Annotated in this window: 12 protein-coding genes; 2 read left to right on the forward strand and 10 right to left on the reverse strand. The window is 71.7% G+C overall.

Annotation, left to right across the window (positions count from 1 at the left end; translation table 11 throughout):
* Nucleotides 1-13 precede the first annotated feature (13 nt).
* Both HUT10_RS18030 and HUT10_RS18035 read right to left on the reverse strand, forming a co-directional pair.
* Entirely contained in the window at nt 14-1,159 is a 1,146-nt protein-coding gene (locus tag HUT10_RS18030; RefSeq protein ID WP_176172286.1) for an NAD(P)/FAD-dependent oxidoreductase, read from the reverse strand.
* A gap of 96 nt (nt 1,160-1,255) precedes the next feature.
* Nucleotides 1,256-2,578: a PLP-dependent aminotransferase family protein gene (locus tag HUT10_RS18035; protein ID WP_176177881.1), complete on the reverse strand. Its 1,323-nt coding sequence runs from the start codon at nt 2,576-2,578 to the stop codon at nt 1,256-1,258.
* A gap of 71 nt (nt 2,579-2,649) precedes the next feature.
* On the opposite strand from HUT10_RS18035, the gene HUT10_RS18040 reads away from it, so the two are divergent.
* Nucleotides 2,650-3,306, forward strand: a complete 657-nt coding sequence (locus HUT10_RS18040; protein WP_176172287.1) for an O-methyltransferase — start codon at nt 2,650-2,652, stop codon at nt 3,304-3,306.
* 1 nt (nt 3,307) lies between these two features.
* Here HUT10_RS18040 and HUT10_RS18045 read toward each other — a convergent pair whose 3' ends face one another.
* Both HUT10_RS18045 and HUT10_RS18050 read right to left on the reverse strand, forming a co-directional pair.
* A complete protein-coding gene (locus tag HUT10_RS18045; protein WP_176172288.1) occupies nt 3,308-5,146 on the reverse strand; it encodes a transglycosylase domain-containing protein in 1,839 nt (612 codons plus the stop codon).
* A gap of 73 nt (nt 5,147-5,219) precedes the next feature.
* Nucleotides 5,220-5,939 (reverse strand): FadR/GntR family transcriptional regulator, encoded by a 720-nt coding sequence (locus HUT10_RS18050; RefSeq protein WP_176172289.1) that lies wholly within the window; start codon nt 5,937-5,939, stop codon nt 5,220-5,222.
* Between the two features lie 115 nt (nt 5,940-6,054).
* On the opposite strand from HUT10_RS18050, the gene HUT10_RS18055 reads away from it, so the two are divergent.
* Entirely contained in the window at nt 6,055-6,285 is a 231-nt protein-coding gene (locus tag HUT10_RS18055; protein WP_176172290.1) for a hypothetical protein, read from the forward strand.
* Between the two features lie 10 nt (nt 6,286-6,295).
* Here HUT10_RS18055 and HUT10_RS18060 read toward each other — a convergent pair whose 3' ends face one another.
* The 6 genes from HUT10_RS18060 to gcvP are packed head-to-tail and all read right to left on the reverse strand — an operon-like array spanning nt 6,296 to nt 14,267.
* Nucleotides 6,296-7,663 carry an L-serine ammonia-lyase gene (locus HUT10_RS18060; RefSeq protein ID WP_176172291.1) on the reverse strand — a complete coding sequence of 456 codons (1,368 nt, stop codon included), beginning with the start codon at nt 7,661-7,663 and terminating at the stop codon, nt 6,296-6,298.
* Nucleotides 7,664-7,677: 14 nt separating this feature from the next.
* The gene (lipA, locus tag HUT10_RS18065; RefSeq protein ID WP_176172292.1) at nt 7,678-8,679 is read right to left on the reverse strand and encodes a lipoyl synthase; all 1,002 of its coding nucleotides are present in this window, start codon (nt 8,677-8,679) and stop codon (nt 7,678-7,680) included.
* Nucleotides 8,676-9,950: a serine hydroxymethyltransferase gene (glyA, locus tag HUT10_RS18070; RefSeq protein ID WP_176172293.1), complete on the reverse strand. Its 1,275-nt coding sequence runs from the start codon at nt 9,948-9,950 to the stop codon at nt 8,676-8,678. Before glyA ends, lipA begins: the two co-directional genes overlap by 4 nt.
* The gene (gene gcvH, locus HUT10_RS18075) at nt 9,950-10,327 is read right to left on the reverse strand and encodes a glycine cleavage system protein GcvH (RefSeq protein WP_176172294.1); all 378 of its coding nucleotides are present in this window, start codon (nt 10,325-10,327) and stop codon (nt 9,950-9,952) included. The genes glyA and gcvH overlap by 1 nt, the downstream gene beginning before the upstream one ends.
* Before the next feature lie 12 nt (nt 10,328-10,339).
* Complete coding sequence (gcvT, locus tag HUT10_RS18080) at nt 10,340-11,431, reverse strand: glycine cleavage system aminomethyltransferase GcvT (protein WP_176172295.1); 1,092 nt, start codon at nt 11,429-11,431, stop codon at nt 10,340-10,342.
* A 4-nt stretch (nt 11,432-11,435) separates the two neighbouring features.
* Entirely contained in the window at nt 11,436-14,267 is a 2,832-nt protein-coding gene (gene gcvP / locus HUT10_RS18085; protein ID WP_176177882.1) for an aminomethyl-transferring glycine dehydrogenase, read from the reverse strand.
* Between the last annotated feature and the right edge of the window lie 14 nt (nt 14,268-14,281).

The following is a 14,281-nucleotide window of genomic DNA, read 5'->3' on the forward strand; positions in this document are numbered from 1 at the left end:
TCACCGGGTACTGCTAGGACTGCCGCACGGCGCCCGTGAACGCTTCGAACGCGTCCATCAGGATCCGGGCGGTGTCCTCGCCGTCTTCGCCGGAGAGGAGCTCGTTCAACTCGAGGCTTTCCGCGGCCACCTTGGCGGCGCGCGGGAACATCGTCCCTTCGAACTCCGCCAGCGCGGCTTCGACGTCGTCCGGGTGGGCGGCGAGCGCGAGGCCGAGTTCGGCGCCGTCGAGCATGGCCAGGTTGGCGCCCTCGCCGTTGGCCGGCATCAGGTGGGCCGCGTCGCCGAGGAGCGTCACCCCCGGTACCCGCTCCCACCGGTGCCCGAGCGGCAGCGTGTAGTGCGGCCGCAGGACCGGGGCGGTGTCGCCGTCGGTGATCAGCGCGGTCAGCTCCGGCGCCCACCCGTCGAACTCCGCGGCGACCCGGGCGGCGGCCGCGGCCGGGTCGGTGAAGTCGACGGCGTCGAACCACGCCAACGGCCGGGTGAGCGAGACGTAGGTGTGCAGCGTGTCCCCGGCCTCGCGGTGGGCGAAGATCCCCCGGTGCCGGGCCGGCGCCATCATCGAACCGCCGCCGACCGCCTTCGCCGCGGCGGGGTGGCGGGTGTCGGCGTCGAACAGGTAGACCTCGACGAAGGATTCGCCGGTGTACTCGGGTTTCGCCGGCGTCAGCAGCGGCCGGACCCGCGACCACGCGCCGTCGGCCCCGACGAGCAGGCCGGTGGTCACCGTCGTGCCGTCGGCGAAGGCCACCTCGTGGCGGCCGTCGCCGACGGCGCGGACCCCGGTCACCTTGTGTCCCCAGTGGACAGTGCCGGCCGGCAGTGAGTCCAGCAGCATCCGCCGCAGTTCGCCGCGCTGGACCTCGGGCCGCCCGCCGGTGCCGTCGTCGGCCTTGTCCAGCAGCACGGTCCCGTCCCGCTCGAGGATCCGCATCGCCTGCCTGCCCTCCAGGACCAGGCCGCGGAACTCCTCGGTCAGCCCGGCCGCTTCGACGGCGAGCTGGCCGTTGTAGTCGTGGATGTCGAGCATCCCGCCCTGCATCCGGGCCATCGGCGACGGCTCGGCTTCGTAGACCGCCGCGGGAATGCCGTGGACGTGCAGGACGCGGGCGAGGGTGAGGCCGCCGAGGCCGGCGCCGATGATCGTGACGTGCATGCGAGCTCCTCCGGGTTCCGGGGTTGACCCCCGAAGGCTCGCGAAGATCGCTGGCGCGGACCGCACACGCAGCTGGCACGCCCCTGGCAGGCGCTGTCAGTCGGCGAGCAGGTCGTCCGGGCTGCCTGCCGCCAGCCCGGCCAGGACGTCCAGCGCCGAAGCCAACGTCGGCACCGGTGGCGCGGACACCGCAATCCGCACCGCGTTCGGGGCGTGGCCCGGCAGCACCGCGAACGCCGCCGCCGGGGACAGCGCGATGCCGCGGCGGGCCGCCGCCGCCACGAACGTCTCCGCCCGCCACTGCTCCGGCAGTTCCCACCAGCGGTGGTAGGACGCCGGGTCGCCGCGCAGGCCCGGCAGCCGCTCGGCCACCACGGCCGCGCGCGCGGCCGCGTCACGGCGTTTCGCCGCCTCGATCCCGGCCAGGGTGCCGGTGACGATCCACTGCGTCGCCGCTTCGACGGCGAACCGGGACGCGCCCCAGGCCCCCGACCGCACCGACGACGCCAGCCGCGCCGTCCACGCCGGGGGCGGCACCAGGAACCCCGCCGTCAGGCCCGGCGCGACCCGCTTGGACAGGCTGTCGACGAACACCGTCCGATCCGGGGCGTAGGCGGCGAAGGGGCGGACGTCGTCGCGCAGGAACGTGTAGATGCCGTCCTCGATCACCGGGAGGTCCAGGCGGGCCACGACTTCGGCGAGCTCGGCGCGGCGCTGCGGCGGCATCGTCGTGCCGAGCGGGTTGTGCAGCGTCGGCTGGACGTAGAGCGCGCGCACCGGGCCTGCCGCGGCGAGCGCCGCCGGCACCAGCCCGGACTCGTCGGTCTCGATCGGCACGAGCTCCACCCCGAGGCGCGCCGCGAGGGCCTTGACCACTGGGTACGTCAGCGACTCCACCGCGAGCCGCTCCCCCACCGGCACGAACGCGGCGATCGAGGCCGCCAGTGCCTGCCTGCCGTTGCCGGTGAACAGCACGGCCGCCGGGTCCGGGCGCCAGTCGCCGCGGGCCAGCAGGGTGGCCGCCGCCTCGCGGGCCACCGGCGTCCCGGCGGCGCCGATCGGGTGCAGGGCGGCGGTCAGGACGTCTTCGCGCAGCAGCGGTTCCAGCGCGCGGGCCAGCCGCGCCGACTCTTCCGGCAGGACGGCGAAGTTGAGCTCGAGGTCGACGCGGGCGCCGCCGGGCTCGGCGAGCGCCGGTTCGGGCGGGGGCTTCGCCGCGCGGACGAACGTGCCCCGGCCGACCTCGCCGACGGCCAGGCCGCGGCGGACGAGCTCGCCGTAGACGCGGGCCGCGGTGGACCCGGCGATGCCGCGCTGCCGCGCGAACCGGCGCTGCGGCGGGAGCCGGTCGCCGGGCCGGAGGCGGCCGGCCTCGATGTCGGCGGCGATGGCGTCCGCGACGACGCGGTAGTCGTCCATGCCTGCCTTTCCGCCGGGTTTCTCCTCGACCGGCATGATCCCATCAGGGCTAAGTTGGCAGTGGAGGTGCCATGACCGACCAGACTTGGACCGAAGTCGACGACTACCTCGCCGGCGCGCTGCTCGCCCCCGACCCGGTGCTCGACACGGCATTGGCCGACGCCGACGCCGCCGGGCTGCCGCAGATCGCCGTCGCGCCCAACCAGGTCAAGCTGCTCAACCTGCTGGCCCGGATGGCCGGCGCGCGCACGATCCTGGAGATCGGCACGCTCGGCGGGTACAGCACCACCTGGCTCGCCCGCGCCCTTCCGGCCGGCGGCAAGCTGGTGACCTGCGAATACGAACCGAAGCACGCCGAGGTCGCGAAGGCCAACCTGGCGCGCGCGGGTTTCGGCGAGGACGTCGTCGACATCCGCGTCGGCGCCGCGCTCGACACGCTGCCCACGCTGACCGGGCCGTTCGACTTCGTGTTCATCGACGCCGACAAGGTCAACCTCGCCAACTACCTGCGAGCTTCGTTAAAACTGGCGCGGCCGGGCACGGCGATCGTCGTCGACAACGTCGTCCGCCAGGGCCGGGTGGCCGACGCGGGCAGCACCGACCCGAACGTCCGCGGCGCGCGCGAGCTGTTCGACCTGCTGGCCGCCGAGGACCGGGTCGACGCGACCGCCGTCCAGACCGTCGGCGGCAAGGGCCACGACGGGTTCGTGCTGGCCCTCGTCCGCTGACTCAGCGCGGCCCCGCCGCCGCGGTGAACGCGCGCCGGACGTCGGCCGGGACGAGGTTGCCGGTCAGTTTGCGGCCGCTCGCGTCCTTGAGCCGGCGCTCGTCGTCGGAGCCGATCCAGACCGCCGTCGCCAGCTGCGGGGTGTAGCCGACGGCCCAGGCGTCCTGGTAGTCCGGGCTGGTGCCGTGCTCGGCCTCGCCGGTGTACCCCGCCGCCGGGCCGTCGCCGCCGCGCAGGGTCGCGGTGACCTCCGCGGCGACGCGGCGGCTGGTGTCGTCGTCGCCGAAGGCCGGGCTCGAGGTGTCCGGGTGCGCCCAGACGACCGCGCCGCTTTCGTCGCGGACCTTCGCCACCAGGTGCGGGGTGCTGCGCCGGCCTTCGGCGGCGAAGGTCCCGTAGGCGCCGGCGACGTCCAGCGGCCGCACCGGGTACCGGCCGATGGCGATGCCCGCGCCGATGAGGAAGCCGTCCTTTTCGCGCAGGGTCGGGACGCCGTCCACGGCTTCGGGGATGCCGGCCTGCCGGGCGGCGTCGCTCAGCGCCTCCGGGCCGAGCTTCTTCGCCAGCGCGACCACGGTGCCGTCGGCGTGCGTTTCCACCGCCCGGCGCGGGGTGCACTTCTTGCCGCAGACCTCCGGGTACTGGAAGGTCTCGCCGAGGAATTCGACCTTCGAGAACGCCGGGATCGCTTGGTCCGGGCCGAAGCCGTGGCGCAGTGCCGCGGTGAACGTGAACGGGTGGAACGCCGTGCCAAGCGCGTGCGGGGTGCTCGCGTAGTCGCGCACCCCCTGGTCACCGCCCTGGTAGGCGCGGACGGCCCCGGTCTTCGGGTCGACGGCGACGAGCGCGCCGCGGAACTCCTTCGGCTCGCCGTCGAGTCTTTCCCGCAGCGCCTTCTTCGCGGCGTCCTGCAGGCCGCGGTCCAGCGTCGTCTGGACCGTCAGATTCCCTTGCTGCAACCGCCCGAGCGGGAAGCCGTCCTGTTCCAGTTCGGCCAGGACCTGCTGCTTGACGTGGAACTCGTCGTAGGTGAGGCGGCCCGCGCGGGTCTCCGACGGCGGCTGGATCTCCGGGCCGGGATAGGCCATCGGCTCGTCGCCCTTGACGTAGCCGCGGCCGACGAGCTTGTCGCGCACGTACTGCCAGCGCCGGGTGGCGTGGAGGTCACCGGACGCTGCGGGGTCGTGCACCGACGGCGACTGGATCATCCCGGCGAGGAAGGCGGCTTCGCTCCAGGTGATGGAGTCGTCGAGCTTCTTGCCGAAGTAGGCGTTCATCGCCGCGGCGGGCCCGAACGTGCCGCGGCCGAAGGAGATGATGTTGACGTAGCTTTCGAAGATCTGTTCCTTGCCCTGTTCCTGGGTGATCTTCGTGGCCAGCACGAGTTCGGCGAACTTGCGCCAGAGCGTCGCGTCCTCGTCGCCGGTGGACTTCTTGATGTACTGCTGGGTGATCCCCGACCCGCCGCCGACGCCGGTGAGGAAGGCGCGGCCGATGCCGGTCGGGTCGAAGCCCTGGTTGTCCCAGAAGGTCGGGTCCTCGGTGGCGATGATGGCGTCCCGCAGCTTCGCGGGCACCTTGGTGTAGGGGACGAACGTCCGGTCGCCGTCGGCCGGGACCACCTTGAGCAGCTCGGACCCGTCCGCGTACTGCAGGACGACGGTCTTGTGGAGCCCGGCGAGCACCTCCTGCGGGCTGCGGACGTCGAGCACCAGGTAGGCGATCCAGAAGGCGATCAGCGGGCCGCCGATCAGGACGCCGAGGGTCCAGCCGGCGATCCGCCGGACGCGGCGCCACCCGGTGCGGGCGGGCTTGTCTTCGTCATCGGTCGGCAAGGTCACGAACGGATGACGACCGGCCGGGTGGAAAGGTTCGGTGGCGAATTGTTCGATTCCGATGAAGATCAGGACATCGTCAGGACAGGAACGCCCGGAGCAGCGAAGCGGTGCCTTCGATGTGTTCGGCCATCGCCCGGCGGGCGGCGGGCGCGTCACCGGCCAGTATCGCGTCGACGATCGCCTCGTGCTGGGCGTTCGAGTGCTCGAGGTTGGGCGGCAGCAGCGGGATGCGGTCGAGCAGCTGGTTGACGCGGGTGCGGGCGTCGGCCACCGCGGTGGTCAGCGAGCCGGAGGCGGTCACCTCGGCGATGGCCAGGTGCAGCCGGGAGTCCCGGCGGCGGTAGTCGTCCAGGTCCGCGCCCGCGGCCTCGGCGAGGGTGCCGGTGAGGTGCTGCCGGTCGGCCGGGCTGAGCGACCGGGCGGCGGCCATCTCGGCGGCGCCGGTCTCGAGGACGTAGCGGAGGCTGAGCGCGTCCTCCAGCGTGGCGGGGTCGACCTTGCCGCCGGGCTCGGGCGGGGCGGGCAGGGTGTCGTGCACGAACGTGCCGCCGTACCGGCCCCGCCGTGACTCGACGTAACCGGCGTCGGAGAGGGCCCGGATGGCCTCGCGCAGCGTGACGCGGCTCACGCCGAGCCGCTCGGCGAGCTCGCGTTCGGAAGGCAGCCGCTCCCCCGCGCCGACGACGCCCAGCCGGATGGCCTGCAGCAGCCGTTCGACGGTCTCCTCGAAGGCGTTGCCGGTGCGGACCGGCCGGAACAGCGCTTCGCCGGCATTCACCACCGAGGTCGACTCCATCCCGCGAGTCTAGGCCGCGGGGCACCTTCGGAGTGGCCAACCCCGGTCGCTGTCGGTGACACTGGTGTTTCGCGGGCAGAAAAACCGGTGGAGCGGACGGGCACTCTCGGCAACGATGGGACCACCGACACCGAACATCGACGCAGGGGGCGATCCGGTGCACTTCCTGATGGCCGAAGATCTGGTCCACGAACGAGAGAACGAGCTGCGCCGCGGCGTCCGCAACCGCCCACCCGGCCGGGCGACCCCCCGCCGCCGCGCGGGGACGAGGAAGCAGCAGCTCGGGTGGACGCTCGTGGAGGTCGGGCTGAAGCTGGCGACCGAGCCGGAGGAACACCGGGACTGACGCCGCCGCGTCAGCACTCGATGACGTTCACCGCCAGGCCGCCGCGGGCGGTCTCCTTGTACTTCACGCTCATGTCCGCGCCCGTCTCGCGCATCGTCTTGATCGCCTTGTCCAGCGTGACCACGTGGCTGCCGTCGCCGCGCATGGCCATGCGGGCCGCGTGGATCGCCTTCGACGCTCCGACCGCGTTGCGCTCGATGCACGGGATCTGGACCAGGCCGCCGACCGGGTCGCAGGTGAGCCCGAGGTGGTGCTCGACGCCGATCTCCGCCGCGTTCTCCACATGGGCCGGTGTTCCGCCGAGCACTTCCGTCAGCCCGGCCGCCGCCATCGCCGAGGCCGAGCCGACCTCGCCCTGGCAGCCGACCTCCGCCCCGGAGATCGAGCCCGTCTGCTTGAGGATCGAGCCGATCGCGCCCGCGGTGAGCAGGAACGTCACGATCCCGTCGTCCGACGAGTGCCGGATGAAGCGCTGGTAGTAGTGCAGGACCGCCGGGATGATGCCGGCCGCGCCGTTGGTCGGGGCCGTCACCACCCGGCCGCCTGCCGCGTTCTCCTCGTTGACGGCGAGGGCGTACAGGCTCACCCAGTCCATCGCGTAGAGCGGGTCGTCCGCGCCGTCCTCGGCCAGGAGCTTTTCGTGCAGCGCGCGGGCCCGCCGCGGCACCTTCAGGCCGCCCGGCAGGACGCCTTCGTGGGTGCAGCCGTTGCGGACGCACTCCGCCATGACCGCCCAGATGTCCAGGAGTCCTTCCCGGACTTCCTCGGCGGTGCGCCAGGACAGCTCATTCGCCAGCATGATCTCGCTGATCGGCTTCCCCGTCGACGCGCAGTGCGCCAGGAGGTCCGCGCCGGTGCGGAACGGGTACGGCACCGGTGTCGAGTCCTCGACGAACACCGTGTCCGTCTCGTACGACTCGTCGCGGACGAAGCCGCCGCCGACCGAGTAGTACGTGCGCTCGCGCAGCAGCGAGCCCGCCGCGTCGAACGCGCGGAACACCATGCCGTTCGGGTGCGCGGGCAACGACTTGCGCCGGTGCATGGTGAGGTCGGTGTCCTCGTCGAACGCGATCTCGTGCGTGCCGGCCAGGCGCAGCCGCCCGGACTCGCGGATTTCCGCGATGCGGACGGGCACGGTGTCGGTGTCGATCTCTTCGGGACGCTCACCCGAGAGCCCGAGCAGGACGGCTTTGTCGCTGCCGTGGCCGAAGCCGGTCGCGCCGAGCGAGCCGAACAGCTCGGCCTGCACGCGGGACGTCCGCGCGAGGTCGTCGCCGAGTCCGTCCACAAAGGTCAGTGCGGCCCGCATCGGCCCGACGGTGTGGGAGCTCGACGGGCCGATGCCGATGGAAAACAGGTCGAAGACGCTGATCGCCATTGATCCGCCCCTTCCTATCGCGCCAGCAGGGAGCTGGCTTCTTGCGAAGCCGGGCCCTGGTCGGGGAGGTGGGCCAGGTTTTCCGGCAGCTCTTCTCCACGGTAACGCTTGGTCTGGGCGTAGAGCCGTCCCGCGCGGTACGAAGACCGCACCAACGGCCCCGCCATCACACCCGCGAAACCCATCGCCTCCGCGGCCTTGGAGTGCTCCACGAACTCCTCCGGCTTCACCCACCGATCCACCGGGTGATGCCGCGGCGAAGGACGCAGATACTGCGTGATCGTCAAGATCTCGCACCCCGCGTCCACCAGATCCCGCATCGCCGGCGCCACCTCGTCAGGCGTCTCACCCATACCCAGGATCAAATTCGACTTCGTCACCAGCCCAGCCTCACGCGCCGCCGTGATGACCTCCAACGACCGCGCGTACCGGAAACCGGGACGGATCCGCTTGAAAATCCGCGGCACCGTCTCCACGTTGTGCGCCAGCACCTCCGGCCGCGACCCGAACACCTCGGCCAACTGCGCCGGATCCGCGTTGAAGTCCGGGATCAGCAGCTCCACACCGGTACCGGGGTTGAGAGCGTGAATCTGACGCACGGTCTCGGCATACAGCCACGCGCCGCCGTCCTCCAGGTCGTCGCGAGCGACACCGGTGACGGTGGAGTACCGCAAGCCCATGGCCTGCACCGACTCCGCCACCTTCCGCGGCTCAGCCCGGTCGAGAACCGCGGGTTTCCCCGTGTCGATCTGACAGAAATCACACCGCCGCGTGCACTGATCCCCACCGATCAGAAACGTCGCCTCACGATCCTCCCAGCACTCGTAAATGTTGGGACAACCCGCCTCTTCACACACCGTGTGCAGACCCTCACGACGAACCAGACCCTTGAGCTCCGTGAACTCCGGCCCCATCCGCACCCGCGTCTTGATCCACGACGGCTTCTTCTCGATCGGCGTCTCACTGTTGCGAACCTCGAGACGCAGCAGCTTCCGCCCTTCGGGCTGAGCGCTCATCGGGACAGGTCCGCGTACAGCGGGTGCTTCTTCGCGAGGGTCTCGACGCGGTCGCGCAGCTTGGCGCGCACGGCGTCGTCGAAGTCCGGCTTCAGCGCCTCGGCGATGACGTCGGCGACCTCGGTGAAATCTTCCGCCTGGAACCCGCGGGTGGCCAGCGCCGGCGTGCCGATCCGCAGGCCGGAGGTGATCATCGGCGGCCGCGGGTCGAACGGGACGGCGTTGCGGTTGACCGTGATGCCGACCTCGTGCAGCCGGTCCTCGGCCTGCTGGCCGTCCAGAGTGGACTGGACGAGGTCGACGAGCACCAGGTGGACGTCGGTGCCGCCGGTCAGCACCCGGACCCCGGCGTCGGCGCAGTCCGACTGCGACAGCCGCTCGGCCAGGATCCGCGAGCCTTCGAGGGTGCGCTGCTGGCGCTCCTTGAACTCCTCGCTCGCGGCGATCTTCAACGCGACAGCCTTGGCCGCGATGACGTGTTCCAGCGGCCCGCCCTGCTGGCCGGGGAACACCGCCGAGTTGATCTTCTTCGCCAGCTCCTCGCGGCTGAGGATGAGCCCGCCGCGCGGGCCGCCGAGGGTCTTGTGCGTGGTCGTGGTGACGATGTCGGCGTGCGGCACCGGCGACGGGTGCAGCCCGGCCGCGACCAGCCCGGCGAAGTGCGCCATGTCCACCATCAGCTTCGCGCCGACCTTGTCGGCGATCCGGCGGAACTCGGCGAAGTCGAGCTGACGCGGGTAGGCCGACCAGCCGGCGATGATCAGCTTCGGCTCGTGCTCGACGGCCAGCCGCTCGATCTCGGCCAGGTCGACGATCCCGGTCTCCTTGTCGACGTGGTAGGCGACCACGTTGTAGAGCTTGCCCGAGAAGTTGATCTTCATCCCGTGCGTCAGGTGGCCGCCGTGCGCCAGGTCGAGGCCGAGGATCGTGTCGCCCGGCTTGAGCACGGCGAACATCGCGGCCGCGTTGGCCTGCGCGCCCGAGTGCGGCTGGACGTTGGCGTGCTCGGCGCCGAAGAGGGCCTTCGCGCGGTCGATGGCGAGCTGCTCGACGACGTCGACGTGCTCGCAGCCGCCGTAGTAGCGGCGGCCGGGGTAACCCTCGGCGTACTTGTTGGTCAGCACCGAGCCCTGCGCCTCGAGCACGCCCACCGGGGCGAAGTTCTCGGAAGCGATCATCTCCAGGGTGGACTGCTGGCGGGTCAGCTCGTCGGCGACGGCCGCGGCGACCTCGGGGTCGACGTCGGCGAGGTGGGCGTCGAAAGTCGTCATCAGTTCTCCTGGGTGTGCGCGGCGTAGGCGGCGGCGTCGAGCAGGTCCGGCACGTCCCCGGTCAGACGCACCTTCAGGAGCCATCCTTCGGTGTACGGGTCGGAGTTGATGACCTCGGGGGTGTCCGATGTGGTGCCGTTCACCTCGACGACCTCGCCGGAGACCGGCGCGTACAGCTCGCTGACCGACTTGGTCGACTCGACCTCGCCGAACACCTCGCCGGCGGTGATGGCCGAGCCCGGGTCGGGCAGCTGGACGAACACGATGTCACCGAGGGATTCGGCGGCGAAGGCGGTGATGCCGACGGTGGCGATGCCGTCCTCGACCTTCAGCCACTCGTGTTCCTTGGTGTACTGCAGGTTCTCGGGGATGCTCACAGGGGAAGTCCTTTACGCGCGGGAGTAGAAGGGCAGGGCGACGACCTCGACGGGCTCGATCCTGCCCCGGATGTCGACGGAGAGCTCGGTGCCGGGCTCGGCGTACGCCCGATCGACGTACGCCATGGCGATCGGGTAACCCAGCGTGGGCGACAGCGCGCCGCTGGTCACTTCCCCGATCTCGGTGCCGTCGGCCAGCAGCTTGTAGCCGTGCCGCGGGGCTCGGCGACCGGCGCCCTTCAGCCCCACCCGCACGCGCGGGACGTCCTGCTTGGACCGCTCCTCCAGAGCCGCGCGGCCGACGAAGTCGCCCGGCTTCTCGAACTTGACCACGCGGCCGAGCCCGGCTTCGAAGGGGCTCTGCTCGACGGTGAGTTCGTTGCCGTACAACGGCATCCCGGCTTCGAGGCGCAGCGTGTCACGGCAGGCGAGACCGGCCGGGACCAGGCCGTGCGGCTCGCCGGCTTCCAGCAGCAGGCGCCACAGCGCCGGGGCCTCGTCGGCGTCGACGAACAGCTCGAAGCCGTCCTCGCCGGTGTAGCCGGTGCGGGCCAGGAGGACGTCGTGGCCCTTCACCGAGGCCGGGACGCTGGCGTAGTACTTCAGCGCGTCCAGGTCGGCGTCGGTGACCGCGCCCAGGATCTCGACGGCCTTGGGGCCCTGGACGGCGATCAGCGCCGTGGTCTCGCTGCGGTCGTCGACTTTCGCGTCGAAGCCCGCGACCCGCTCGGCGAGGGCGTCCGCGACGACCTTCGCGTTGCCCGCGTTCGCGACGACCAGGTAGTGCTCGTCTTCCAGCCGGTAGACGACCAGGTCGTCCAGGACGCCGCCGTCGGCGTTGCAGATCATCGTGTACCGCGCCCGGCCCGGCTTGACCCCGGTCAGGTTGCCGACCAGCGCGAAGTCCAGGACGTCGGCCGCCTGCTTGCCGGTGACGTGGATCTCGGCCATGTGCGAGAGGTCGAACAGCCCGGCCGCCTCGCGGACGGCCTTGTGCTCGGCCAGCTCGCTGGCGTAGCGGACCGGCATGGACCAGCCGGCGAAGTCGGTGAACAGCGCACCGAGTCCCTTGTGGACTCCGTGCAGAGAGGTTTCGCGAGACACGGGTTCAGCCTTCGTAAGCGTTGAGGGGCGGGCAGGAGCACACGAGGTTACGGTCGCCGCGGGCGCCGTCGATGCGACGCACCGGGGGCCAGTACTTGTTCTTGCGCGAAACACCCGCCGGGTACACGGCCAGCTCCCGGTCGTAGCGCTTGTCCCACTCCCCGACCAGCGTCTCGGCCGTGTGCGGGGCCCCGCGCAGCGGCGACTCCTCGGCGCTCCACTTGCCGCCTGCGACCTCGTCGATCTCGGCGCGGATGGCGATCATCGCGTCGCAGAACCGGTCGATCTCGCCCAGGTCCTCGGACTCGGTCGGCTCGACCATCAGCGTGCCGGCGACCGGGAACGACATGGTCGGCGCGTGGAAGCCGTAGTCGATGAGCCGCTTGGCGACGTCGTCGACCGTCACGCCGGTCTCCTTGGTGATCTGGCGCAGGTCGAGGATGCACTCGTGCGCGACCAGGCCGTCCTGGCCGGTGTAGAGCACCGGGTAGTGCGGCGCGAGCCGCGAAGCCACGTAGTTCGCGGCCAGCACGGCGACCTTGGTGGCCGCGGTCAGGCCGGGCGCGCCCATCATCCGGACGTAGGCCCAGGAAATCGGCAGGATCGACGCCGAGCCGTAGGGCGCGCCGCTGATCGGGCCGACGCCGGTCTCGGGACCGGCCGCGTCGAGCAGCGGGTGGTTCGGCAGGTAGGGCGCGAGGTGCGCGCGCACCGCGACCGGGCCGACGCCGGGGCCGCCACCGCCGTGCGGGATGCAGAAGGTCTTGTGCAGGTTCAGGTGCGAGACGTCGCCGCCGAACTCGCCCGGCTTGGCCAGGCCGAGCAGCGCGTTGAGGTTCGCGCCGTCGACGTACACCTGGCCGCCGCCGTCGTGGACGATCTTCGCCAGCTCGTCGATGTCGTGCTCGTACACGCCGTGCGTGGACGGGTACGTCACCATGATCGCGGCGAGCGTGTCCTTGTGGGCGTCCACCTTGGACCGCAGGTCGGCCAGGTCGACGTTTCCCTCGTCGGTGCACTTGACGACGACCACGCGCATCCCGGCGAGCACCGCGGAGGCGGCGTTGGTGCCGTGCGCGGACGACGGGATCAGGCAGACGTCCCGGGCCTCGTCGCCGTTCGCGCGGTGGTACGCGCGGATGGCCAGGAGCCCGGCCAGCTCGCCCTGGCTGCCCGCGTTCGGCTGCAGCGACACCTTGTCGTAGCCGGTGACCTCGGCCAGCCACTCGGCGAGCTGGGCGACGAGGACGTGGTAGCCCTCGGCGTCCTCGGCCGGGGCGAACGGGTGGATGCCGGCGAACTCGCGCCAGCTGATCGGCTCCATCTCGGTGGTGGCGTTGAGCTTCATCGTGCAGGAGCCGAGCGGGATCATGCCGCGGTCGAGGGCGTAGTCCAGGTCGGACAGCTTGCGCAGGTAGCGCAGCATCGCCGTCTCGGAGCGGTGGGTGCCGAAGACCTCGTGGCCCATGAAGCCGCTCTCGCGGGCCAGGCCGCTGGGCAGCGCGACACCGTCGCCGGCCTCTTCTTCGACGCCGAACGCGCGAAGGACCTTCGCGGTGATCGCGGGGGTGCTGACCTCGTCGAAGGCGACGCGGACGTGGTCGGCGTCGACGTGCCCGAGGTTGATCCCGGCCTCGCGGGCGGCCGCGTGGACCTCGGCGGCCCCGCCCGGGACGCGCGCGACGACGGTGTCGAAGAAGGACTCGTGCACGACCTCGACGCCGGTCCTGCGCAGCGCCTCGGCGAAGCCCGCGGCGAGGCCGTGGACGCGCTGGGCGATCTTCTTCAGGCCGTCCGGGCCGTGGTAGACGGCGTACATCGCGGCCAGAACGGCCGGGAGGACCTGCGCGGTGCAGATGTTCGACGTCGCCTTCTCGCGGCGGATGTGCTGCTCCCGCGTCTGCAGCGCGAGCCGGTAGGCGGGGTTGCCGTCGGCGTCGACCGAGACACCGACCAGGCGGCCGGGCAGCGAGCGCTCGAGGCCGGCGCGGACGGACATGTACCCGGCGTGCGGGCCGCCGTAGCCGAGCGGGACGCCGAAGCGCTGGGTCGAGCCCGCGGCGACGTCGGCGCCGAACTCGCCGGGCGAGGTGATCAGGGTGAGCGCGAGCAGGTCGGCGGCGACGGTGTACAGCGCGCCCGCGGCCTTGGCCGACTCGGAAATCGCGTGGTAGAAGCCGCGGCCGCGCAGCACACCGGACGCGCCGGGGTACTGGACGACGACGCCGAAGAACTCGTCGGGCAGGCCGGTGAGCAGGTCGCGGACCTCGACCTCGATGCCCAGGGCCTCGACGCGGGTGCGCACGACGGCGATGGTCTGCGGCAGGCACTCGGCGTCCAGCACGACCTTGTTCGACTTGGACTTCGACGCGCGGCGCATCAGCGTGACGGCTTCGGCGACGGCGGTCGACTCGTCCAGCAGCGAGGCGTTCGCGGTGGCCAGGCCGGTCAGGTCGGCGACCATCGTCTGGAAGTTGAGGAGGGCTTCGAGGCGCCCCTGCGAGATTTCCGGCTGGTAGGGCGTGTACGCGGTGTACCAGGCCGGGTTCTCGAGGACGTTCCGGCGGATCACGCCGGGGGTGACGGTGTCGGAGTAGCCCAGGCCGATCATCTGCGTCATCGGCCGGTTGCGCGCGGCGAGGGCACGCAGCTCCGCGGTGGCCTCTTCTTCGGAGGCGGCGGGCGGGAGGACCAGGTCACGGGTGGCGCGGATGGCGCTCGGGACGGCGGCGCCGACGAGGGCGTCCAGGCTGCCGTAGCCGCACTCGGCCAGCATTTTCGCGCGTTCGGCCTCGGACGGGCCGATGTGGCGGGCGTCGAACTGCGTGGAGGTGATCGGGAGCTCCTTGG

The organism is Amycolatopsis sp. Hca4 (assembly GCF_013364075.1).
Taxonomy (GTDB): Bacteria; Actinomycetota; Actinomycetes; order Mycobacteriales; family Pseudonocardiaceae; genus Amycolatopsis.

Excerpts from the sequence above, each read along its gene's own strand:
- HUT10_RS18030 (WP_176172286.1), bottom strand. The coding sequence starts at position 1,159 with ATGCACGTCACGATCATCGGCGCCGGCCTCGGCGGCCTCACCCTCGCC.
- HUT10_RS18035 (WP_176177881.1), bottom strand. The coding sequence starts at position 2,578 with ATGGACGACTACCGCGTCGTCGCGGACGCCATCGCCGCCGACATCGAG.
- HUT10_RS18040 (WP_176172287.1), top strand. The coding sequence starts at position 2,650 with ATGACCGACCAGACTTGGACCGAAGTCGACGACTACCTCGCCGGCGCG.
- HUT10_RS18050 (WP_176172289.1), bottom strand. The coding sequence starts at position 5,939 with ATGGAGTCGACCTCGGTGGTGAATGCCGGCGAAGCGCTGTTCCGGCCG.
- HUT10_RS18055 (WP_176172290.1), top strand. The coding sequence starts at position 6,055 with ATGGGACCACCGACACCGAACATCGACGCAGGGGGCGATCCGGTGCAC.
- HUT10_RS18060 (WP_176172291.1), bottom strand. The coding sequence starts at position 7,663 with ATGGCGATCAGCGTCTTCGACCTGTTTTCCATCGGCATCGGCCCGTCG.
- lipA (WP_176172292.1), bottom strand. The coding sequence starts at position 8,679 with ATGAGCGCTCAGCCCGAAGGGCGGAAGCTGCTGCGTCTCGAGGTTCGC.
- glyA (WP_176172293.1), bottom strand. The coding sequence starts at position 9,950 with ATGACGACTTTCGACGCCCACCTCGCCGACGTCGACCCCGAGGTCGCC.